Genomic DNA, 21,102 nt, shown 5'->3' with positions numbered 1-21,102 from the left:
TTAGTTGTCAGTTATCAGAATCAGAAAAGTTTTTACGCGTTTTTACCTGGTCCATGCTTTCGAGAATACGATGGTAATTTTCGAAACGGGTTTCCGCTATTTCACCGTTCTCCACCGCTTCGCGGATGGCGCAGCCCGGATCGTTGTCATGTTTACAGTCGCGGTATTTGCAAGCGCCTATATAGTCATGGAATTCGACAAATCCGTTAAAGATTTGTTCCGGCTCGAGATGCCAGAGACCAAATTCACGCACACCCGGGGAGTCAATCACATCGCCGCCGTGCGGGAAGTGATAGAGACGTGAGGCGGTGGTGGTGTGCTGGCCCAGCCCGGAGACGTCCGACACATCGTTGGTCAGGATTTCTTGCTGAAGGCCGAGCAGGTTGTTAAGCAGGCTCGATTTACCCACGCCAGACTGCCCTGCAAAGATACTGATGCGGTCGGTCAGCGCATCTTCTAACGGCTTCAGGCCATCTTTGGTGCGGCTGGAAACCATCAAAACGCGATAACCAATATTGCGATAGATATCCATCTGCTCATTCACAAAGGCCATGGCCTCGTCATCCAGCAGATCGATTTTATTCAGCACGATGAGCGGCTCAACCTGTAGCGTTTCGCAGGCCACCAGGTAACGGTCAATAATGTTGAGCGAAAGTTCGGGTAAAATCGCTGAAACGATCACGATCTGGTTGATATTGGCGGCAATGGGCTTTACGCCGTCGTAGAAATCAGGACGGGTCAGAACCGACGTGCGTTCATGCACGGCTTCAACGATACCTTTAACCGTTACCCCTTCCGCAGCCGCTTTGCCTGGACGCCAGACCACGCGGTCACCGGTCACCAGGGAACGGATGGTGCGACGGATATTGCAACGGTGGATGTCCCCGTCGGCAGACTCGACATCGGCATGCATACCGAAGCGGCTAATCACCACGCCTTCCGTCGCTTCGCCAAACAGGTTGTCGTCGTAATCGGGCTTCTCCGTAGTGGTTTTAAGACGGCGCTGGTGATTTGCATTCACGCGGCGCTGCTGCCCTTTGGAGAGTTTATTTTTACTCAATCGCGCTGGCTCCTGGTCGCCCATAGCGGGCAAAACCTCTATGATACACTCTAATTAATACTAGTTAACCTGCTACTGCCGGTTAAGCGAGAAGGGTGGAAAATAACATGAGCGCGGACGAAAACAACCTGATTTGGATCGATCTGGAGATGACCGGCCTGGATCCCGAGCGCGATCGCATTATTGAGATCGCCACACTGGTCACCGATGCTAACCTCAATATTCTGGCGGAAGGCCCAACGATTGCCGTGCACCAGTCCGATGACCAGCTTGCGCTGATGGATGAGTGGAACGTGCGTACCCATACTGGCAGCGGGCTGGTGGAACGCGTGAAGGCCAGCACTCTGGGCGACCGCGAAGCGGAGCTGGCGACGCTTGAGTTTCTGAAGCAGTGGGTGCCGGCAGGAAAATCGCCTATCTGTGGCAACAGCATTGGTCAGGATCGTCGCTTCCTGTTTAAGTACATGCCGGAGCTGGAGTCCTACTTCCACTACCGCTATCTGGATGTGAGCACCTTAAAAGAGCTGGCCCGCCGCTGGAAACCGGAAATTCTCGACGGCTTCACAAAGCAGGGGACGCACCAGGCAATGGACGACATCCGTGAGTCTGTTGCGGAGCTGGCGTACTATCGCGAAAACTTTATTAAGCTTTAATTTTGCGATCCGGCGCCTTGCGTGGCCGGGTTTTTGTCGCTAAATTGTTCAGTTTGCCGATTAAATAAGCACTTGAACTGAATTTCAAAAAAATCGCTTTGAGGGGGGTTGCAGCTAAACGGATTTCTCGTATAATGCGCCTCCCGTAACGACAGAGAATTACACGTTACGACAGCAACAAAAGCAGTACAGATTTGCGGGAATAGCTCAGTTGGTAGAGCACGACCTTGCCAAGGTCGGGGTCGCGAGTTCGAGTCTCGTTTCCCGCTCCAAAATTTGAAAAGTATCGCAAGATACGCCAGCACCAGAACACCCAAGCGGGAATAGCTCAGTTGGTAGAGCACGACCTTGCCAAGGTCGGGGTCGCGAGTTCGAGTCTCGTTTCCCGCTCCAAAATTTGAAAAGTATCGCAAGATACGCCAGCACCAGAACACCCAAGCGGGAATAGCTCAGTTGGTAGAGCACGACCTTGCCAAGGTCGGGGTCGCGAGTTCGAGTCTCGTTTCCCGCTCCAAAATTTGAAAGTATCGCAAGATACGCACAGCACCAGAATACCCAAGCGGGAATAGCTCAGTTGGTAGAGCACGACCTTGCCAAGGTCGGGGTCGCGAGTTCGAGTCTCGTTTCCCGCTCCAAAATTTGAAAGTATCGCAAGATACGCACAGCACCAGAATACCCAAGCGGGAATAGCTCAGTTGGTAGAGCACGACCTTGCCAAGGTCGGGGTCGCGAGTTCGAGTCTCGTTTCCCGCTCCAAATTCTTCTTCTTTCCTAAATTATCCACAGCGAAATGCTTCGTTGGGGACGTTTTCTATTGTATCTGAAACACTCTTGTAAACAGAGTTATCCACAGAAACTGTGATAAATCCCAGTTGTACAAAATGTTAGCAGGGTGAATAATATCTTCGTAATTAACTGTAATCTATGAAGAAAATTTGATTTCAAAATGTTATTGAGATCACTTGACCTGTTTGCTAGACCTTATGGCGCCTGAATTCTTATTTTTATTCACAGCCTGTGAATATATCACACATCCCGTGGCAGCCCTTTTTCAATCACCCTGACCAGGCGCTGTTTCTTCGGTAACTGCACTTCAACCACGCCGGCATTTCGCTTCTCAATTTGCTGCGCAATCGCCCATTCTATGTGCTCATCAAGAAGTGGGTGCTCACCTCTGCGGCTTTCGAGCGCCTGAAGATTGGCTTCATCCCATGGGGCATTACCCAGCGCAACGGCCACATTACGCAGCCAGCGCAGGTGGCCGATACGACGTATGGCGGAACCTTCCGTCACCTTCAGGAACCAGGCTTCGCTCCAGGCGAACAGTTCGATCAGCTGCGGGGCATGTAACGCCTTGCGGGGACTGAAGTCTTCTTCGTCCGTCAACTGTGAATAGCGGTTCCACGGACAAATCAGCTGGCAGTCATCACAGCCGTAGATGCGGTTGCCAATAAGCGGACGAAATTCCTCTGGAATAGCACCTTCCAGCTCGATGGTGAGATAAGAGATACAGCGGCGCGCATCAACGGTATAGGGTTCAACGATAGCGCCCGTTGGGCAGATGGTCATACAGGCCACGCAGCGGCCACACCCTTCTTCCACCGGACCGTCTACCGGCAGGGGTAAATCAATCAACAATTCACCCAGGAAAAAGAATGAGCCCGCGTCGCGGCTTAAGATAAGTGAGTGCTTACCTGTCCAGCCAAGCCCGGCTTTTTCGGCGATCGGGCGCTCAAGAATAGGCGCAGAATCGACAAAGGGTCTAAAATTCAGCGAAACACAGTGCTGCTGAATGGTTTCCCCGAGCTTTTTTAGACGGTTGCGCAGAAGTTTATGGTAATCACGTCCCAGCGCGTATCGGCTGACGTAACCCAGCGAAGGATTTTTTAGCGTGCGCGCAAAGGCCGCGTTAGCGGGCAGATAGTTCATGCGTACGCTAATGACGCGCAGCGTACCCGGCAACAGCTCGTGGGGGCGGGCACGCATCATACCGTGGCGCGCCATCCACTCCATCTCGCCGTGGTATTGTTTATCCAGCCATGCCTGTAGCTTAGGCTCGCTGGCAGAGAGGTCGGTATCGGTAATACCGACCTTCTGGAAGCCCAGTTCAGCACCCCACTGTTTTATTTTCTGCGCTAATTCATTGAGATCGAGGGGCTGTGACATGACGGACCATACTGTGAAGAAAAACCCCGCAAGTATACCACATTCCATCTGGCATGCGGATGACCTCCGTCGGGCCGAAAAAGAGGCCGCAGACAGCCTCGGCGTTACCCTTTATGAACTGATGCAGCGCGCGGGCGAGGCGGCGTTTAACGTGGCGCGCACGGCTTATCCGGATGCCTCGCACTACCTGATTCTGTGCGGGCACGGCAATAACGGTGGCGATGGCTATGTGGTGGCTCGTCTTGCGGTGGCGGCGGGGCTGCGCGTTACCCTGCTGGCGCTGGAGAGCGACAAGCCGCTACCGGAAGAGGCTGGCATGGCGAGAGAGGCCTGGCTGAATGCGGGGGGCATTATTCATGCGCCTGATATTATCTGGCCCGAGGATGTCGACGTGATTGTTGATGGTCTGCTGGGGACGGGGCTGATGCGCGCGACTCGCGATGACGTCGCCGCGCTGATTACCCACGCTAATGCGCACCCCGCCCCGGTGGTGGCGCTGGATATTCCCTCCGGCCTGATGGCGCAAACCGGCGCGACGCCGGGCGTGTCGATTGAGGCTGCGCACACCGTGACCTTTATCGCCCTGAAGCCGGGTTTGCTTACCGGAAATGCGCGGGATGTCGTGGGGACGTTACATCACAACGCATTGGGGCTGGAAAACTGGCTGGCTGGACAGGATACCCACATCACCCGCTTTGATGCCTCCCTGCTTGCTCAGTGGCTGCCTCCGCGCCGCCCCACATCCCATAAGGGTGATCATGGCCGGCTGCTGATTATCGGTGGCGATCATGGCACGGCAGGTGCGATTCGCATGACAGGAGAGGCCGCGTTGCGCAGCGGTGCCGGATTAGTACGCGTGCTGACCCGCAGCGAAAACATTCCGCCGATTATTACCGCGCGGCCGGAGCTGATGGTCCACGAGCTTGCCCCACAGGCGATTGAAGAGGGTCTTGAGTGGGCGGACGTGGTAGTCATTGGTCCGGGCCTGGGTCAGCAGGAGTGGGGTAAACGGGCCCTGCAAAAGGCCGAGAATTTTCGTAAGCCGATGCTCTGGGATGCCGACGCGCTTAACCTTCTGGCAATAAACCCGGATACGCGTCACAATCGCATTCTGACGCCACACCCCGGCGAAGCCGCACGGCTGCTTAACTGTAGCGTGGCAGAAATTGAAAGCGATCGCTTACTTTCAGCCCAACGTCTGGTAAAACGTTACGGAGGTGTTGTCGTTTTGAAAGGGGCGGGGACCGTTATTGCCAGCGATGATGCGATGGGCATCGTTGATGCCGGTAATGCAGGCATGGCGAGCGGCGGCATGGGTGATGTGCTCTCTGGCATCATTGGCGCATTGCTCGGACAGAAACTTCCCCTTTATGATGCAGCCTGTGCTGGCTGCGTGGCCCACGGTGCGGCGGCTGACAGGCTGGCTGCTCGTTACGGAACGCGCGGTATGCTGGCCACCGATCTTTTTTGCACGCTGCGGCGTGTTGTTAACCCGGATGTGATTGACGTAGAAAATGACTAATCGAGCGATTCCTTTACCTGATGAACAAGCCACTTTAGATCTCGGCAAGCGCGTGGCGCAGGCCTGTCAGGGGGCGACCGTCATTTATCTGTATGGTGATTTAGGCGCGGGTAAAACAACCTTCAGCCGTGGTTTTTTGCAGGCGTTAGGCCATAACGGGAACGTAAAAAGCCCGACTTATACGCTAGTAGAACCGTACACGCTTGAAAATATCATGGTGTACCACTTTGATTTATATCGTCTTGCGGATCCTGAGGAGCTGGAATTTATGGGGATCCGCGATTACTTTGCCAACGACGCCATTTGCCTGGTGGAGTGGCCGCAACAAGGTGCGGGTGTGCTGCCTGACCCGGATGTCGAAATTCACTTGGATTATCAGGCACAAGGGCGTGAGGCGCGCATCAGTGCGGTTTCCTCATCAGGCTGTTCCTTACTGGCGCGTTTAGCCGGTTGAGCGTAGGGATAACGGGATGATTAATCGCGTTAAAGGTTGGATTTTGGCAGCCACGGTTCTGCTGTGCGCGCAGGCCGGTGCGGCCAGCCTCTCGGATATTCAGGTGTCGAATGGCGATAGCCAGGCCCGCATTACCTTCAGCTTTATGGGCGATCCTGAATATGCTTTCTCACAAATCGACAGCCGCAGCGTGGCGCTCGATATTAAACAGTCCGGGGTGATCCAGGGGCTGCCGCTCCAGTTCAGCGGCAACAATCTGGTGAAAAGCATCCGTTCGGGGACGCCGAAGGATGCGCAGTCTCTGCGTCTGGTGGTCGATCTCACCGAAAAGGGCAAAACGAAGGCGGTTAAGCAGCAAAACGGCGCCAGTTATACGGTGGTTTTTACCATTAATGCTGATGTTCCGCCGCCGCCACCGCCTGCACCTGTGGTAGCAAAACGCGTAGAAGCGCCGGTTTATACCCCAAGGCCGTCTGAGCCAGCCCGTAATCCGTTTAAATCACAAAATGACCGACTTACCGCCGTGACCAGCAGCAACACGGTGACGCGTCCGGCGGTCAGCGCGCGGCGAACGCCGGTCAGTGTCGACAAAGTGATTATCGCCATCGACGCCGGACACGGCGGGCAAGATCCTGGCGCGATTGGCCCGGGCGGCACGCGGGAGAAAAACGTCACTATCGCCATTGCCCGTAAGCTGCGTGCGCTTCTGAATGACGATCCGATGTTTAAAGGGGTCATGACCCGCGACGGAGATTACTTTATTTCAGTGATGGGACGCTCGGATGTGGCGCGTAAGCAAAACGCCAACTTCCTGGTGTCGATTCACGCGGATGCTGCGCCGAACCGTAACGCCACCGGCGCGTCGGTATGGGTACTGTCGAACCGTCGTGCCAACAGTGAAATGGCGAACTGGCTTGAAGAGCACGAGAAGCAGTCTGAACTGTTAGGCGGGGCAGGCGATGTGCTGGCAAACAGCCAGGCCGATCCGTATCTCAGCCAGGCGGTACTGGATTTACAGTTCGGTCATTCTCAGCGCGTCGGGTATGATGTCGCCACTAACGTACTCAACCAGTTGCAAAGCGTCGGATCGCTGCATAAGCGTCGTCCGGAACATGCGAGCCTCGGTGTCCTGCGTTCGCCGGATATTCCGTCGATTCTGGTAGAGACGGGTTTTATCAGTAATCACGGTGAAGAGCGTTTACTGGGAAGCGACAGCTATCAGCAGCAAATTGCTGAAGCGATTTATAACGGTCTGCGTAAATACTTTGACGCGCATCCGCTTCAGTCTGCGCCGCAGGGCGGGGCAGCCCAGACGGCAAGCGCCGCGCTGCCGGGTGAGATGACCGCGACTAATTAAGGAGAGTTCATGCCGATTCAGGTTCTACCGCCGCAGCTCGCGAACCAAATCGCCGCCGGTGAGGTGGTGGAACGCCCTGCATCGGTGGTGAAAGAGCTGGTGGAAAACAGCCTCGATGCAGGGGCGACCCGCATTGATATCGATATTGAACGCGGGGGCGCAAAGCTTATCCGCATTCGTGATAACGGCTGTGGCATCAAAAAGGACGAGTTGGCGCTGGCGCTGGCGCGTCATGCCACCAGTAAAATTGCGTCACTTGACGATCTGGAAGCGATTATCAGCCTGGGTTTTCGCGGCGAAGCGCTGGCCAGTATCAGCTCCGTTTCCCGCTTAACGTTGACCTCCCGCACGGCCGACCAGCAGGAAGCCTGGCAGGCCTACGCGGAAGGGCGCGATATGGACGTCACGGTTAAACCAGCGGCGCACCCGGTAGGCACCACGCTTGAAGTGCTGGATCTTTTCTATAACACGCCCGCCCGGCGCAAGTTTATGCGAACCGAGAAGACCGAATTCGGACATATCGACGAGATCATCCGCCGCATCGCGCTGGCACGCTTTGATGTCACTCTTAACCTCAGTCATAACGGTAAGGTGATGCGTCAGTACCGGGCAGTGGCGGAAGGCGGGCAAAAGGAGCGTCGGCTGGGCGCCATCTGCGGCACGCCGTTCCTGGAAAAAGCGCTGGCCATTGAGTGGCAGCATGGCGATTTGGCCCTGCGCGGCTGGGTTGCCGATCCGAACGCCAGTAGCGCCGCGTTTGCTGAGATTCAGTACTGCTACGTCAACGGTCGAATGATGCGCGACCGTCTGATTAACCACGCCATTCGCCAGGCCTGTGAAGATAAGCTCGGCGCCGATCAACAGCCCGCCTTTGTGCTTTATCTGGAGATCGACCCGCATCAGGTTGACGTTAACGTGCACCCCGCCAAGCACGAGGTGCGTTTCCACCAGTCGCGTCTGGTGCATGATTTTATCTATCAGGGCGTCGTTAGCGTTTTGCAGAAGCAGGCTGAGCCAACGCTGCCGCTGGAAAACGACATTCCTGCACCGCGATCGCTGCCAGAAAATCGCGTGGCGGCCGGACGTAACCATTTCGCTGAACCCGCACCCGCGCGCGAACCAGTGGCTCCGCGTTTTTCGTCAGCGGGAAGCGCACCGCGCCCGACGGGCGCCAACTACCCAAATGCCCAGCCGGGGTATCAAAAGCAGCAAGGGGCGTTATACCGTAAATTGCTGGACACCCCAGCCGTGGAACGGAAAGAACATATTGAGGTATCGCCGTCTTCCCTTGACGGACATAGCCAGAGTTTTGGCCGGGTATTGACGATTGTCGCCCCGGACATGGCACTGCTTGAACGCGAGGGGAAATTGATGCTGCTGGCGTTGCCGGTAGCGGAACGCTGGCTTAAACAGGCGCAACTGACGCCAGGGGAAAACGCCGCCTGTGCTCAGCCGTTACTGATCCCGGTTCGGTTGAAAATAAACCATGAAGAAACAGGGGTTTTGCAGCGTGCCCAGGCGCTTCTTGCCGAAATGGGGATTGAAATCGTACTGGACGCGCAGCATGTGACAATTCGCGCAGTGCCTTTACCCTTACGCCAACAAAATTTACAAAACTTGATTCCTGAACTGATAGGCTACCTGGCGCAACAAACGACGTTTGATGCCGCCGATACCGCGCAGTGGATCGCCCGCCATCTGGCCAGCGAACATTCGCCGTGGAGTATGGCGCAGGCGATTACCGTTCTGGCAGAGGTGGAACGCCTCTGTCCACAACTAGTGAAAGCGCCGCCAGGTGGTTTGTTACAACCTGTTGATTTAAAAACGGCGATGACCGCCCTGAAACATGACTGATGTAAGTAAGGCGAGCCTGCCAAAGGCGATTTTTTTAATGGGGCCAACGGCCTCCGGTAAAACGGCGTTAGCCATTGAGTTACGTAAAGTTTTGCCAGTAGAGTTGATTAGCGTTGATTCAGCCCTCATTTACCGAGGAATGGACATCGGCACGGCGAAGCCCAACGCAGACGAACTGCGTGCGGCACCGCACCGTTTACTGGATATTCTCGACCCGGCACAGGCTTACTCCGCAGCAGATTTTCGCCGCGACGCCTTAGCTGAGATGGCCGAGATTACCGCCGCGGGACGCATACCGCTGTTAGTTGGCGGCACGATGCTCTACTTTAAGGCGCTGCTGGAGGGGTTATCGCCTCTGCCATCGGCCGATCCGGAAGTGAGAGCGAAGATTGAGCGGCAGGCGGCAGAGCAGGGGTGGGACGTTTTGCACAGGCAACTGGAAGAGATTGACCCGGTTGCCGCAGCGCGGATCCACCCAAACGATCCGCAAAGGCTTTCCCGGGCACTGGAAGTTTTTTTCATTTCGGGTAAAACTTTAACGGAACTGACGCAAACGTCAGGAGACGCTCTGCCGTATCAGGTGCATCAGTTCGCCATCGCCCCGGCGAGCCGTGAACTGCTCCATCAACGAATTGAGCAGCGTTTTCATCAGATGTTGGCTTCAGATTTTGAAGCAGAAGTGCGGGCGCTTTTTGCCCGTGGAGATTTGCATACGGACATGCCTTCCATTCGTTGTGTGGGATACCGCCAGATGTGGTCGTATCTTGAAGGCGAGATTTCATACGATGAAATGGTTTATCGAGGTGTTTGCGCCACGAGACAGTTAGCGAAGCGCCAGATCACCTGGTTGCGTGGTTGGGAGGGTGTTCACTGGTTAGACAGTGAAAAACCACAACAGGCGTTAAACGAAGTGATTGAGGTTATTGGTGATATCGCTGACTGAATGTGTACAATTAAGCCGTATCGTGCGCAATTTTTCAGAATCGCAAGGTTCTAAGTACAAAACAAGCATATAAGGAAAAGATAGAATGGCTAAGGGGCAATCTTTACAAGATCCGTTCCTGAACGCATTGCGTCGGGAGCGTGTTCCAGTTTCTATTTATTTGGTGAATGGTATTAAGCTGCAAGGTCAGATTGAGTCTTTCGATCAGTTCGTGATCCTGTTGAAAAACACGGTCAGCCAGATGGTCTATAAGCACGCGATTTCTACTGTTGTTCCGTCCCGTCCGGTATCTCATCACAGCAATAACGCTGGCGGCGGCACTGGCAGTAACTACCATCATGGCAGCAACGCGCAGGGTTCATCTGCTCCTGCGCAGGACAGCGAAGAAACCGAATAAGGTTTTGGGCTGTTTTCCACACGGGGAGCCAGGGATCCTGCGTTCCCCGCTGATCTTTTTAGAGAGGTTTACGCTTGTTTGACCGTTATGACGCCGGTGAGCAGGCGGTGCTGGTACACATCTATTTTTCGCAAGACAAAGATATGGAAGACCTCCAGGAGTTTGAATCTCTGGTCTCTTCCGCCGGTGTCGAAGCAATGCAGGTGATTACCGGTAGCCGTAAAGCGCCGCACCCGAAGTACTTTGTTGGTGAAGGTAAAGCAGTTGAAATTGCGGATGCCGTAAAAGCAACCGGCGCATCAGTCGTGCTGTTTGATCATGCGCTGTCTCCGGCTCAGGAACGTAACCTGGAAGCTCTCTGCGAATGTCGTGTTATCGATCGCACGGGGTTGATCTTAGATATTTTTGCTCAGCGTGCGCGTACCCACGAGGGTAAGTTGCAGGTTGAGCTGGCGCAGTTGCGCCATCTGGCGACGCGTCTGGTGCGTGGCTGGACACACCTTGAAAGACAAAAAGGCGGGATTGGTTTACGTGGCCCGGGTGAAACCCAGCTCGAAACCGACCGTCGTTTGCTGCGTGGCCGTATAACCCAGATCCTTTCTCGTCTGGAGCGTGTCGAGAAACAGCGCGAACAGGGGCGTCGGGCGCGAACCAAAGCCGACATCCCAACGGTGTCGCTGGTGGGCTATACCAACGCCGGTAAATCCACCCTGTTTAACCAGATAACCGAGGCCCAGGTGTATGCCGCAGACCAGCTGTTTGCGACCCTGGACCCTACGCTGCGCCGTATTGACGTCGCAGACGTCGGTGAAACGGTACTGGCGGATACCGTAGGGTTTATCCGCCATCTGCCGCACGATCTGGTGGCGGCGTTTAAAGCGACGTTGCAGGAGACGCGTCAGGCGACCCTGCTGCTGCACGTGATTGATGCGGCTGACGTACGCGTGCAGGAGAACATCGACGCGGTGAATGTGGTGCTCGAAGAGATTGACGCCCACGAAATTCCCACCCTGTTGGTGATGAACAAGATCGATATGCTGGACGATTTCGAACCGCGTATCGACCGAGATGAAGAGAACAAACCAATTCGGGTCTGGCTATCTGCTCAGGCCGGGATTGGTGTGCCACTGCTTTTCCAGGCTTTGACAGAACGTCTTTCCGGTGAGGTAGCTCAGCACACGCTGCGACTGCCGCCACAGGAAGGCAGGCTGCGTAGCCGGTTTTATCAGCTTCAGGCGATAGAAAAAGAGTGGATGGAGGATGACGGCAGCGTGGGGATGCAGGTGCGTATGCCGATCGTTGACTGGCGTCGCCTCTGTAAACAAGAACCTGCGCTGGCGGACTATATCGTCTGATCAGAAAGGGGAAGCCTGAAAAATTCGCCCTTGCATAACAAATATGGAGCATATACATGGCGTGGAATCAGCCCGGTAATAACGGACAAGACCGCGACCCGTGGGGAAGCAGCAATAATCAAGGCGGCAACTCTGGGGGAAATGGCAACAAAGGTGGTCGCGAGCAGGGGCCGCCGGATCTGGATGATATCTTCCGCAAACTGAGCAAAAAGCTTGGTGGCCTTGGCGGAGGAAAAGGTTCTGGCTCGGGTGGCAACTCCACTCAGAGTCCGCGCCCGCCTATGGGTGGCCGCGTAGTAAGCATTGTGGCCGCGGCGGTAGTCATCATCTGGGCAGCCAGCGGGTTCTACACCATTAAAGAAGCAGAGCGCGGCGTGGTAACCCGTTTCGGTAAGTTCAGCCATCTGGTTGAGCCGGGCCTGAACTGGAAACCGACCTTCATTGATAACGTGACCGCAGTGAACGTGGAGTCCGTCCGTGAACTGGCGGCGTCTGGCGTGATGTTGACCTCTGACGAAAACGTGGTGCGCGTTGAGATGAACGTCCAGTACCGCGTGACCGATCCTGAGCGTTATCTGTTTAGCGTGACCAGCGCGGATGACAGCCTGCGTCAGGCGACCGACAGCGCCCTGCGTGGCGTGATCGGTAAATACACCATGGACCGTATCCTGACCGAAGGTCGTACCGTTATTCGTAGCGATACCCAGCGCGAGCTGGAAGAGACCATCCGTCCGTACAACATGGGTATCACCCTGCTGGACGTCAACTTCCAGGCTGCACGTCCGCCGGAAGAGGTGAAAGCGGCGTTTGACGATGCGATTGCCGCGCGTGAAAACGAACAGCAGTACATCCGTGAAGCGGAAGCGTATACCAACGAAGTTCAGCCGCGTGCAAACGGTCAGGCGCAGCGTATTCTGGAAGAAGCGCGCGCGTATAAGACCCAGACCATCCTGGAAGCACAGGGTGAAGTGGCTCGCTTCGCGAAGATCCTGCCGGAATATAAAGCCGCGCCGGAAATTACCCGTGAGCGTCTCTATATCGAGACCATGGAAAAAGTGCTGAGCCATACGCGTAAAGTGCTGGTTAACGACAACAAAGGCGGAAACCTGATGGTCCTGCCGCTGGATCAGATGCTTAAAGGCGGTTCTGCACCGGCAGCAAAAGACAACAGCGGAGCCAACAACCTGCTGCGTCTGCCGCCAGCCTCGTCTGGCAGCTCCAGCGCGAACACAACGCCTTCTTCGAACGATGGTGACATTATGGACCAACGCCGTGCTAACGCGCAGCGTAACGACTACCAGCGTCAGGGGGAATAAGGATGCGTAAGTCAGTTATTGCGATCATCATCATCGCACTGGTCGTGCTCTACACCTCCATCTTTGTGGTGAAAGAGGGCGAACGTGGGATCAAGTTCCAGTTTAGCAGCGTCGTGCGTGACGGCGACAAGCGTCCGGTGATCTACGAGCCGGGTCTGCACTTCAAGGTGCCTTTCATTCAGTCAGTCAAAACGCTCGACGCACGTATCCAGACCATGGATAACCAGGCCGACCGTTTCGTGACTAAAGAGAAGAAAGACCTGATCGTTGATTCCTACATCAAATGGCGTATCAGCGACTTCAGCCGCTACTTCCTGGCAACCGGCGGTGGTGATGTTTCTCAGGCAGAAGTGCTGCTGAAACGTAAGTTCTCTGACCGTCTGCGTTCTGAAATTGGTCGTCTGGATGTAAAAGACATCGTGACCGACTCCCGTGGTCGTCTGACCCTGGAAGTGCGTGATGCGTTGAACTCAGGTACAGCGGGTACCGAAGACGAAGTGGAAACACCGGCAGCGGATGACGCGATTGCCAAAGCGGCTGAACGCGTTCAGGCTGAAACCAACGGTAAAGTACCGGTGATCAACCCGAACAGTATGGCTGCACTGGGTATCGAAGTGGTTGACGTGCGTATCAAGCAGATCAACCTGCCAGCGGAGGTGTCCGAGGCGATCTACAACCGTATGCGCGCCGAGCGTGAAGCGGTAGCCCGTCGTCACCGTTCACAGGGTCAGGAAGAGGCCGAGAAACTGCGTGCCGCAGCGGACTACGAAGTGACCAAGACGCTGGCGGAATCTGAGCGTCAAGGCCGTATCCTGCGTGGTGAAGGCGATGCCGAAGCCGCGAAGCTGTTTGCCGATGCCTTCAGCCAGGATCCCGACTTCTACGCCTTTATCCGTAGCCTGCGTGCTTACGAGAATAGCTTCCAGAGCAACCAGGATGTGATGGTACTCAGCCCGGACAGCGATTTCTTCCGTTATATGAAGACGCCGACTAACGCAACGCGATAAACTCAGGCTCGTTTGAGTATTCAAACCACCGCTCTTCACGGAGCGGTGGTTTTCTTTTATAAGGATGAAAAATGAATTCAACGATCTGGCTCGCACTGGCTTTGGTTTTGGTGCTGGAAGGCCTCGGCCCGATGCTCTATCCACGCGCATGGCGACGGATGATCGCGACAATGAGCCAACTTCCGGACAATATTTTGCGTCGTTTTGGTGGTGGACTTGTGGTTGCCGGTATCGTTATCTACTACATGTTGAGGAAAACGATTGGCTGATCAAAAACTAACCGCAATCGGCATATTTTAGGGTCAAAAAGTGCTGTATATCTGAAAAAGCGATGGTAGAATCCATTTTTAAGCAAACGGTGATTTTGAAAAAAATGGGTAACAACGTCGTCGTACTGGGCACCCAATGGGGTGACGAAGGTAAAGGGAAGATTGTCGATCTTCTGACTGAACGGGCTAAATATGTTGTACGCTACCAGGGCGGTCACAACGCAGGCCATACTCTCGTAATCAACGGTGAAAAAACCGTCCTCCATCTTATTCCATCAGGCATTCTTCGCGAAAACGTCACCAGCATCATCGGTAACGGCGTTGTGCTGTCTCCAGCTGCGCTGATGAAAGAGATGAAAGGTCTGGAAGACCGTGGTATCCCTGTTCGTGAGCGTCTGCTGCTCTCCGAAGCCTGCCCGCTGATCCTGGACTATCATGTGGCGCTGGACGTGGCGCGTGAAAAAGCGCGTGGCGCGAAAGCGATCGGCACTACCGGTCGTGGCATCGGCCCGGCATACGAAGATAAAGTGGCTCGTCGCGGTCTGCGCGTGGGCGACCTCTTCGACAAAGCGACCTTCGCTGAAAAACTGAAAGAAGTGATGGAATATCACAACTTCCAGCTGGTGAATTTCTATAAAGCCGAAGCCGTTGACTACCAGAAAGTGCTGGATGACGTCATGGCGATTGCTGACATTCTGACCGGCATGGTTGTTGATGTGTCCGATCTGCTGGACCAGGCGCGCAAGCGTGGCGATTTCGTCATGTTTGAAGGTGCGCAGGGTACCCTGCTGGACATCGACCACGGTACCTATCCGTACGTAACGTCCTCTAACACCACCGCGGGTGGCGTGGCAACTGGCTCCGGCCTGGGCCCACGTTATGTGGATTACGTTCTGGGCATCATCAAAGCGTACTCCACTCGCGTGGGTGCAGGTCCATTCCCGACCGAGCTGTTTGATGAAACCGGCGAGTTCCTCTGCAAGCAGGGTAACGAGTTTGGCGCAACCACCGGTCGTCGTCGTCGTACCGGCTGGCTGGACGCCGTTGCCGTGCGTCGTGCTGTGCAGATCAACTCCCTGTCTGGCTTCTGCCTGACCAAGCTGGACGTACTGGACGGCCTGAAAGAAGTGAAAATCTGCGTGGGCTATCGTCTGCCAGATGGTCGCGAAGTGACTACCACTCCGCTGGCCGCTGACGACTGGGAAGGCATTGAGCCAATCTACGAAACCAAGCCGGGCTGGTCTGAGACCACCTTCGGTGTGAAAGAACGTAGTGGCCTGCCAAAAGCTGCGCTGGACTACATTAAGCGTATTGAAGAACTGACCGAAGTGCCGATCGATATTATTTCTACCGGCCCGGATCGTACTGAAACGATGATCCTGCGCGACCCGTTCGACGCATAATCTTCGTGACTGCTGGCCTGCGGGGAAACCCGTAGGCCGGATAAGCGCAGCGCCATCCGGCGACCGCTCCTGGATCTCCGCTTTTTCGCCCCGTCTGTCAAATAAATTAGCCGCTAACTATCTGGCTGGTTTATCATCATTAATGAATATCTCTGCGGTTTGACCGCGTTTTCCCTTTTTCCTGAGGTTGATGTGCAGTTAACAAGTTTCACCGATTACGGCTTACGCGCGCTGATTTACATGGCGTCGTTACCCGATGGGAAGATGACCAGCATCTCTGAAGTCACAGAGGTGTACGGTGTGTCCCGTAATCATATGGTCAAAATAATCAATCAACTTAGTCGTGCCGGATACGTTGCTGCCGTCCGCGGGAAGAATGGAGGGATCCGTCTCGGTAAACCGGCACAGAGTATCCGTATCGGCGATGTGGTACGTGAACTGGAGCCGCTATCTCTGGTGAACTGTAGCAGCGCGTTTTGCCACATTACGCCCGCTTGCCGCCTGAAACAGGCGCTTTCAAAGGCCGTGCAAAGTTTTCTCAAGGAACTGGATAACTACACGCTGGCCGATTTGGTTGAAGAGAATCAACCGCTTTATAAATTATTGCTGGTGGAATGAAGAAAATTTCCACCGGAGCTGACAACGGAGGAACCGACATGTCACAAGATCCTTTCCAGGAACGCGAAGCCGAAAAATACGCGAATCCTATCCCCAGCCGCGAGTTCATCATTGAACACTTAACAAAACGCGAAAAACCCGCCAATCGTGAAGAACTTGCCGTTGAATTAAACATTGAGGGTGAAGAGCAAATTGAAGCCCTTCGCCGCCGCCTGCGCGCCATGGAGCGCGACGGCCAGCTGGTCTTTACTCGTCGCCAGTGCTACGCGCTGCCAGAACGCCTCGATCTGCTGAAAGGCACCGTTATTGGTCATCGCGATGGCTTCGGCTTCCTGCGCGTGGAAGGCCGTAAAGACGACCTGTACCTCTCATCCGAACAGATGAAGATGTGTATTCACGGCGACCAGATCCTGGCGCAGCCGCTGGGTGCAGATCGTAAAGGCCGCCGCGAAGCGCGCGTGGTCCGCGTGCTGGTGCCGAAAACCAGCCAGATTGTAGGCCGTTACTTTACCGATGCGGGCGTAGGCTTTGTGGTGCCGGACGATAGCCGTCTGAGCTTCGACATTCTCATCCCGCCTGAAGAGGTGATGGGCGCACGCATGGGCTTTGTGGTAGTGGTTGAACTTACCCAGCGCCCGACCCGCCGTACCAAAGCGGTAGGTAAAATCGTCGAAGTGCTGGGCGATAACATGGGCACCGGCATGGCCGTTGATATGGCGCTGCGCACCCATGAAATTCCTTACGTCTGGCCGAAAGCGGTTGAAGACCAGATCGAAAACCTGCGTGAAGAAGTGCCGGAAGAGTCCAAAGCAGGCCGCGTGGATCTGCGCGATCTGCCGCTGGTCACCATTGATGGTGAAGACGCCCGTGACTTCGATGATGCCGTGTACTGTGAGAAAAAACGCGGTGGCGGCTGGCGTCTGTGGGTGGCTATCGCGGATGTGAGTTATTACGTACGTCCACACACGCCGCTGGATAACGAAGCGCGCAGCCGCGGTACGTCGGTCTACTTCCCGTCGCAGGTTGTACCGATGCTGCCAGAAGTGCTCTCGAACGGCCTGTGTTCCCTCAACCCGCAGGTGGACCGCCTGTGTATGGTCTGCGAAATGACCATCTCCAGCAAGGGACGTCTGACGGGCTATAAGTTCTACGAAGCGGTGATGAGTTCTCATGCGCGCCTGACCTATACCAAGGTCTGGCATATGTTGCAGGGCGATCAGGATCTTCGCGAACAGTACGCGCCGCTGGTCAAACACATCGAAGAGCTGCACAACCTCTACAAAACGCTGGATCAGGCGCGCGAAGAGCGCGGTGGGATTTCGTTTGAGAGTGAAGAAGCGAAATTCATCTTTAACGCTGAGCGTCGTATCGAGCGAATCGAGCAGACTCAGCGTAACGATGCGCACAAGCTGATTGAAGAGTGTATGATCCTGGCGAACATCTCGGCGGCACGTTTCGTTGAGAAAGCCAAAGAGCCTGCGCTATTCCGTATTCACGATAAGCCAACCACGGAAGCCGTAACCTCGTTCCGTTCCGTGCTGGCCGAACTCGGCCTGGAACTGCCTGGCGGCAATAAGCCTGAGCCACGCGATTATGCCGAGTTGCTGGAATCCATCAGCGATCGTCCTGACGCGGAAATGCTGCAAACCATGCTGCTGCGTTCCATGAAGCAGGCGATTTACGATCCGGAAAACCGGGGCCACTTTGGTCTGGCGTTACAGTCGTATGCGCACTTTACCTCGCCGATTCGCCGTTATCCGGATCTGTCCCTGCACCGTGCGATCAAGTATCTGCTGGCGCACGAGCAGGGTCACAAAGGCAATACGACCGAAACCGGTGGGTATCACTACTCCATGGAAGAGATGCTGCAACTGGGCCAGCACTGTTCCATGACCGAGCGTCGTGCGGATGAAGCAACGCGCGACGTGGCGGACTGGCTGAAGTGTGACTTTATGCTGGATCAGGTGGGTAACGTCTTTAAAGGTGTGATTGCCAGCGTCACCGGCTTTGGCTTCTTCGTACGTCTGGATGAGCTGTTTATCGACGGTCTGGTGCACGTTTCCAGCCTTGATAACGATTACTACCGCTTCGACCAGGTCGGACAACGTCTGATCGGTGAATCCGGCGGTCAGACCTACCGTCTGGGCGATCGGGTGGAAGTGAAGGTTGAAGCCGTGAATATGGACGACCGTAAAATCGACTTCAGCCTCATCTCCAGCGAACGTGCTCCGCGTAACGTCGGGAAAACCGAGCGTGAGAAAGCGAAAAAAGGCGGCAACGGTAAAGCGGGCGGCAAGCGACGTCAGGCAGGTAAAAGAGTAAACTTTGAGCCAGACAGCGCCTTCCGTGGCGAGAAGCAGCAGAAGCCCAAGGCGGCGAAAAAAGACGCTCGTAAAGCGAAAAAACCGTCGACCAAGACCCAAAAAATAGCGGCCGCAACCAAAGCGAAGCGCGCGGCGAAGAAACAGCAGGCGGAGTAATTTCCCCTCACCCTGACCCTCTCCCCAACGGGGAGAGGGAAAATATTTATTACGAGAACCATCAATGAGTGAAATGATTTACGGCATCCACGCGGTGCAGGCCCTGCTGGAGCGCGCGCCGGAGCGTTTTCAGGAAGTTTTTATTCTGAAAGGGCGTGAAGACAAACGTCTGATGCCGCTGATCCACGCGCTGGAAGCGCAGGGCGTCGTGATCCAGCTGGCGAACCGTCAGTATCTGGATGAGAAAAGCGAAGGTGCTGTACACCAGGGCATTATCGCGCGCGTGAAGCCGGGCCGTCAGTATCAGGAGAACGATCTGCCGGATCTGATCGCTGAGCTGGATAACCCGTTCTTCCTGATCCTCGATGGCGTAACCGACCCGCACAACCTGGGCGCGTGCCTGCGTAGCGCCGATGCAGCAGGCGTGCATGCGGTGATTGTGCCAAGAGATCGTTCCGCGCAGCTTAACGCTACCGCTAAAAAAGTGGCCTGCGGCGCGGCGGAAAACGTTCCGCTGATCCGCGTGACTAACCTGGCGCGCACCATGCGTCTGTTGCAGGAAGAAAATATCTGGATCGTCGGCACGGCCGGTGAAGCGGATCACACCCTGTATCAGAGCAAAATGACCGGCCGTATGGCGCTGGTGATGGGGGCAGAAGGTGAAGGCATGCGTCGCCTGACCCGCGAGCACTGCGATGAGCTGATCAGCATCCCGATGGCGGGCAGCGTATCGTCCCTGAACGTTTCTGTTGCGACGGGTATCTGCCTGTTTGAAGCGGTGCGTCAGCGCGGGTAGCCTGTTGTGCCGGGTGGCGGCTTCGCCTTACCCGGCCTACAAAAGCATGGTACCGTAGGCCCGGTAAGCGCAGCGCCACCGGGCAACAATCTCACTCCTCTAACGACCGCAAATGGTCATCCTTTCTCAGCGTCATCAGCGCGAAAATACTCACCACCGCCGTTGCCATCACGTAGTACGCCGGAATATCCAGATTGCCCGTCTCTTTAATCAGCCCGGTAATGATCAGCCCCGCACAGCCCGAGAAGATCGCATTCGACAGAGAATAGGCCAGCCCCAGCCCGGTATAACGCACGCGCGTCGGGAACATCTCAGACAGCATTGCCGGCCCCGGCCCTGCCAGCATCCCAACCAGACCTCCCGCAATCAGCACTACAATCGCTTTGACAGCCAGCGTGCTGGACTCCGCCTGCAAAATTTTCAGCAGCGGCAGGGCGAGGATCAGCAGGAGCACGGTGGCGATAATCATCACCGTCCGCCGCCCGATCCTGTCGCTCAGCATGCCCGACGGAATGATCGTGAACGCAAACCCAATGTTAGAAATCACCGCAATCAGCAGCGCCTGGTTAAAACCGGTGTGCAGCGCAGATTGCAGATAGGTCGGCATAATCACCAGATAGGTATAACCCGCCGCAGACCAGACCATCACGCGACCAATGCCCATCAGAATGGTTTTGAACGTGGCGGCGGTGCTGGCCTGAGTAACAACCGGTTTTTCCCGTTGCTGCACAAAGCTCGGTGTCTCTTCCATGCTTACCCGCAGCCATAGCGCGACCGCACCCATCGGCAACGCCAGGAAGAACGGAATGCGCCAGCCCCAGTCGTGCAAGGCTTCAGGGGAGAGAAGGGCAGAGAGCAACGCGACAATGCCTGCGCCTGCTAACAGCCCGAGCGCCACGGTGAAGGACTGCCATGCCCCGTAAAGACCGCGCTTGCCGCGCGGGGCGAACTCCGTCATCAACGAGACCGCGCCGCCATACTCACCGCCCGCGAACAGTCCTTGCAGAATACGCAGGAGTGTAACGATCAGCGGCGCGGCAATCCCGATACTGGCGTAGACCGGCACAATACCGATGGCAGCGGTGGCGAGCGTCATCAATACCAGCACAATAATCAGCGTCGGTTTACGGCCAATCCTGTCGCCAATGCGGCCAAAGACCACCGCACCCAGCGGGCGGAAGAAGAAAGCGATGGCGAATGAGGCCCAGGTGAGGATCAGGCTGGTGAGCTCCGCTTCCCCCTCAAGCTGGAAGAAGTTTCTGGCAATCACCGTTGCCAGAAAACCATAGACCGCAAATTCATACCACTCGATGAAATTACCGATGGAGCCTGCAATTAATGCACGCTTGTGCGCATCCTGTTGCATAACGATCCTCACAAAAACGGGGTAAGAATAAATTATTCAGCATTAGTGAAGTAATGAAATAGTTTATTCTTATGTTCTGTGAGCTA

Annotated in this window: 18 protein-coding genes and 5 tRNA genes; 20 read left to right on the top strand and 3 right to left on the bottom strand. The window is 55.4% G+C overall.

Annotated elements, in window-relative coordinates; translation table 11 throughout:
- Positions 1-7: 7 nt before the first annotated feature.
- Positions 8-1,060 (bottom strand): small ribosomal subunit biogenesis GTPase RsgA, encoded by a 1,053-nt coding sequence (gene rsgA / locus SK51_RS02070; RefSeq protein WP_072202591.1) that lies wholly within the window; start codon positions 1,058-1,060, stop codon positions 8-10.
- Between the two features lie 107 nt (positions 1,061-1,167).
- Here rsgA and orn point away from each other — a divergent pair, with 107 nt between their 5' ends.
- The 6 genes from orn to SK51_RS02040 all read left to right on the top strand — a co-directional run bounded on the left by orn (position 1,168) and on the right by SK51_RS02040 (position 2,469).
- Positions 1,168-1,713 (top strand): oligoribonuclease, encoded by a 546-nt coding sequence (orn, locus tag SK51_RS02065; protein ID WP_003855965.1) that lies wholly within the window; start codon positions 1,168-1,170, stop codon positions 1,711-1,713.
- Between the two features lie 196 nt (positions 1,714-1,909).
- Positions 1,910-1,985, top strand: a tRNA-Gly gene (locus SK51_RS02060).
- 45 nt (positions 1,986-2,030) lie between these two features.
- A tRNA-Gly gene (locus SK51_RS02055) sits at positions 2,031-2,106 on the top strand.
- Between the two features lie 45 nt (positions 2,107-2,151).
- A tRNA-Gly gene (locus SK51_RS02050) sits at positions 2,152-2,227 on the top strand.
- Positions 2,228-2,272: 45 nt separating this feature from the next.
- A tRNA-Gly gene (locus SK51_RS02045) sits at positions 2,273-2,348 on the top strand.
- A 45-nt stretch (positions 2,349-2,393) separates the two neighbouring features.
- A tRNA-Gly gene (locus SK51_RS02040) sits at positions 2,394-2,469 on the top strand.
- A gap of 270 nt (positions 2,470-2,739) precedes the next feature.
- Here SK51_RS02040 and queG read toward each other — a convergent pair.
- On the bottom strand, positions 2,740-3,879 hold the full coding sequence (gene queG / locus SK51_RS02035) for a tRNA epoxyqueuosine(34) reductase QueG (RefSeq protein WP_015572463.1): 1,140 nt from the start codon (positions 3,877-3,879) through the stop codon (positions 2,740-2,742).
- Between queG and nnr the strand changes: the two genes are divergently transcribed.
- From nnr to rlmB, 14 genes are all read left to right on the top strand, one after another.
- Positions 3,878-5,401, top strand: a complete 1,524-nt coding sequence (gene nnr / locus SK51_RS02030) for a bifunctional ADP-dependent NAD(P)H-hydrate dehydratase/NAD(P)H-hydrate epimerase (protein ID WP_032670904.1) — start codon at positions 3,878-3,880, stop codon at positions 5,399-5,401. The two genes, queG and nnr, sit on opposite strands and share 2 nt — an antisense overlap.
- Positions 5,394-5,855, top strand: a complete 462-nt coding sequence (gene tsaE / locus SK51_RS02025) for a tRNA (adenosine(37)-N6)-threonylcarbamoyltransferase complex ATPase subunit type 1 TsaE (protein ID WP_003855970.1) — start codon at positions 5,394-5,396, stop codon at positions 5,853-5,855. The genes nnr and tsaE overlap by 8 nt, the downstream gene beginning before the upstream one ends.
- A gap of 16 nt (positions 5,856-5,871) precedes the next feature.
- A complete protein-coding gene (gene amiB, locus SK51_RS02020; protein ID WP_023305296.1) occupies positions 5,872-7,212 on the top strand; it encodes an N-acetylmuramoyl-L-alanine amidase AmiB in 1,341 nt (446 codons plus the stop codon).
- 9 nt (positions 7,213-7,221) lie between these two features.
- Entirely contained in the window at positions 7,222-9,066 is a 1,845-nt protein-coding gene (gene mutL / locus SK51_RS02015) for a DNA mismatch repair endonuclease MutL (protein ID WP_023305297.1), read from the top strand.
- Positions 9,059-10,009 (top strand): tRNA (adenosine(37)-N6)-dimethylallyltransferase MiaA, encoded by a 951-nt coding sequence (gene miaA, locus SK51_RS02010; RefSeq protein ID WP_023299133.1) that lies wholly within the window; start codon positions 9,059-9,061, stop codon positions 10,007-10,009. The genes mutL and miaA overlap by 8 nt, the downstream gene beginning before the upstream one ends.
- Positions 10,010-10,094: 85 nt before the next feature.
- Complete coding sequence (gene hfq, locus SK51_RS02005) at positions 10,095-10,406, top strand: RNA chaperone Hfq (RefSeq protein WP_006810391.1); 312 nt, start codon at positions 10,095-10,097, stop codon at positions 10,404-10,406.
- A 74-nt stretch (positions 10,407-10,480) separates the two neighbouring features.
- The gene (gene hflX / locus SK51_RS02000; protein ID WP_003855991.1) at positions 10,481-11,761 is read left to right on the top strand and encodes a ribosome rescue GTPase HflX; all 1,281 of its coding nucleotides are present in this window, start codon (positions 10,481-10,483) and stop codon (positions 11,759-11,761) included.
- Positions 11,762-11,817: 56 nt separating this feature from the next.
- The gene (hflK, locus tag SK51_RS01995) at positions 11,818-13,077 is read left to right on the top strand and encodes an FtsH protease activity modulator HflK (protein ID WP_022646820.1); all 1,260 of its coding nucleotides are present in this window, start codon (positions 11,818-11,820) and stop codon (positions 13,075-13,077) included.
- A gap of 2 nt (positions 13,078-13,079) precedes the next feature.
- Positions 13,080-14,084: a protease modulator HflC gene (gene hflC, locus SK51_RS01990; RefSeq protein WP_022646821.1), complete on the top strand. Its 1,005-nt coding sequence runs from the start codon at positions 13,080-13,082 to the stop codon at positions 14,082-14,084.
- Between the two features lie 71 nt (positions 14,085-14,155).
- The gene (locus SK51_RS01985; RefSeq protein ID WP_003855996.1) at positions 14,156-14,353 is read left to right on the top strand and encodes a DUF2065 domain-containing protein; all 198 of its coding nucleotides are present in this window, start codon (positions 14,156-14,158) and stop codon (positions 14,351-14,353) included.
- 104 nt (positions 14,354-14,457) lie between these two features.
- Positions 14,458-15,756 (top strand): adenylosuccinate synthase, encoded by a 1,299-nt coding sequence (locus SK51_RS01980; protein WP_048207165.1) that lies wholly within the window; start codon positions 14,458-14,460, stop codon positions 15,754-15,756.
- Between the two features lie 192 nt (positions 15,757-15,948).
- The gene (gene nsrR / locus SK51_RS01975) at positions 15,949-16,374 is read left to right on the top strand and encodes a nitric oxide-sensing transcriptional repressor NsrR (protein WP_003855998.1); all 426 of its coding nucleotides are present in this window, start codon (positions 15,949-15,951) and stop codon (positions 16,372-16,374) included.
- 38 nt (positions 16,375-16,412) lie between these two features.
- The gene (rnr, locus tag SK51_RS01970; protein WP_023299135.1) at positions 16,413-18,854 is read left to right on the top strand and encodes a ribonuclease R; all 2,442 of its coding nucleotides are present in this window, start codon (positions 16,413-16,415) and stop codon (positions 18,852-18,854) included.
- A 64-nt stretch (positions 18,855-18,918) separates the two neighbouring features.
- A complete protein-coding gene (gene rlmB, locus SK51_RS01965; protein ID WP_003856001.1) occupies positions 18,919-19,650 on the top strand; it encodes a 23S rRNA (guanosine(2251)-2'-O)-methyltransferase RlmB in 732 nt (243 codons plus the stop codon).
- 91 nt (positions 19,651-19,741) lie between these two features.
- On the opposite strand, the gene SK51_RS01960 is transcribed toward rlmB, so the two are convergent.
- Positions 19,742-21,016: an MFS transporter gene (locus SK51_RS01960; protein ID WP_023305299.1), complete on the bottom strand. Its 1,275-nt coding sequence runs from the start codon at positions 21,014-21,016 to the stop codon at positions 19,742-19,744.
- Positions 21,017-21,102 lie beyond the last annotated feature (86 nt).

It is taken from the genome of Enterobacter sp. MGH85, assembly GCF_001037655.1.
In the GTDB taxonomy this organism is placed as follows: domain Bacteria; phylum Pseudomonadota; class Gammaproteobacteria; order Enterobacterales; family Enterobacteriaceae; genus Enterobacter; species Enterobacter intestinihominis.
Note: the sequence above shows the minus strand (reverse complement) of the source record. Positions and strands in the feature narration are given on the sequence as shown.

Bases quoted from the DNA above. Each gene is read 5' to 3' on its own strand.
- SK51_RS01985 (WP_003855996.1), top strand. From the start codon at position 14,156: ATGAATTCAACGATCTGGCTCGCACTGGCTTTGGTTTTGGTGCTGGAA.
- hflC (WP_022646821.1), top strand. From the start codon at position 13,080: ATGCGTAAGTCAGTTATTGCGATCATCATCATCGCACTGGTCGTGCTC.
- SK51_RS01980 (WP_048207165.1), top strand. From the start codon at position 14,458: ATGGGTAACAACGTCGTCGTACTGGGCACCCAATGGGGTGACGAAGGT.
- rnr (WP_023299135.1), top strand. From the start codon at position 16,413: ATGTCACAAGATCCTTTCCAGGAACGCGAAGCCGAAAAATACGCGAAT.
- orn (WP_003855965.1), top strand. From the start codon at position 1,168: ATGAGCGCGGACGAAAACAACCTGATTTGGATCGATCTGGAGATGACC.
- queG (WP_015572463.1), bottom strand. From the start codon at position 3,879: ATGTCACAGCCCCTCGATCTCAATGAATTAGCGCAGAAAATAAAACAG.
- miaA (WP_023299133.1), top strand. From the start codon at position 9,059: ATGACTGATGTAAGTAAGGCGAGCCTGCCAAAGGCGATTTTTTTAATG.
- hfq (WP_006810391.1), top strand. From the start codon at position 10,095: ATGGCTAAGGGGCAATCTTTACAAGATCCGTTCCTGAACGCATTGCGT.
- mutL (WP_023305297.1), top strand. From the start codon at position 7,222: ATGCCGATTCAGGTTCTACCGCCGCAGCTCGCGAACCAAATCGCCGCC.
- hflK (WP_022646820.1), top strand. From the start codon at position 11,818: ATGGCGTGGAATCAGCCCGGTAATAACGGACAAGACCGCGACCCGTGG.
- nnr (WP_032670904.1), top strand. From the start codon at position 3,878: ATGACGGACCATACTGTGAAGAAAAACCCCGCAAGTATACCACATTCC.
- tsaE (WP_003855970.1), top strand. From the start codon at position 5,394: ATGACTAATCGAGCGATTCCTTTACCTGATGAACAAGCCACTTTAGAT.
- SK51_RS01960 (WP_023305299.1), bottom strand. From the start codon at position 21,016: ATGCAACAGGATGCGCACAAGCGTGCATTAATTGCAGGCTCCATCGGT.
- amiB (WP_023305296.1), top strand. From the start codon at position 5,872: ATGATTAATCGCGTTAAAGGTTGGATTTTGGCAGCCACGGTTCTGCTG.
- rlmB (WP_003856001.1), top strand. From the start codon at position 18,919: ATGAGTGAAATGATTTACGGCATCCACGCGGTGCAGGCCCTGCTGGAG.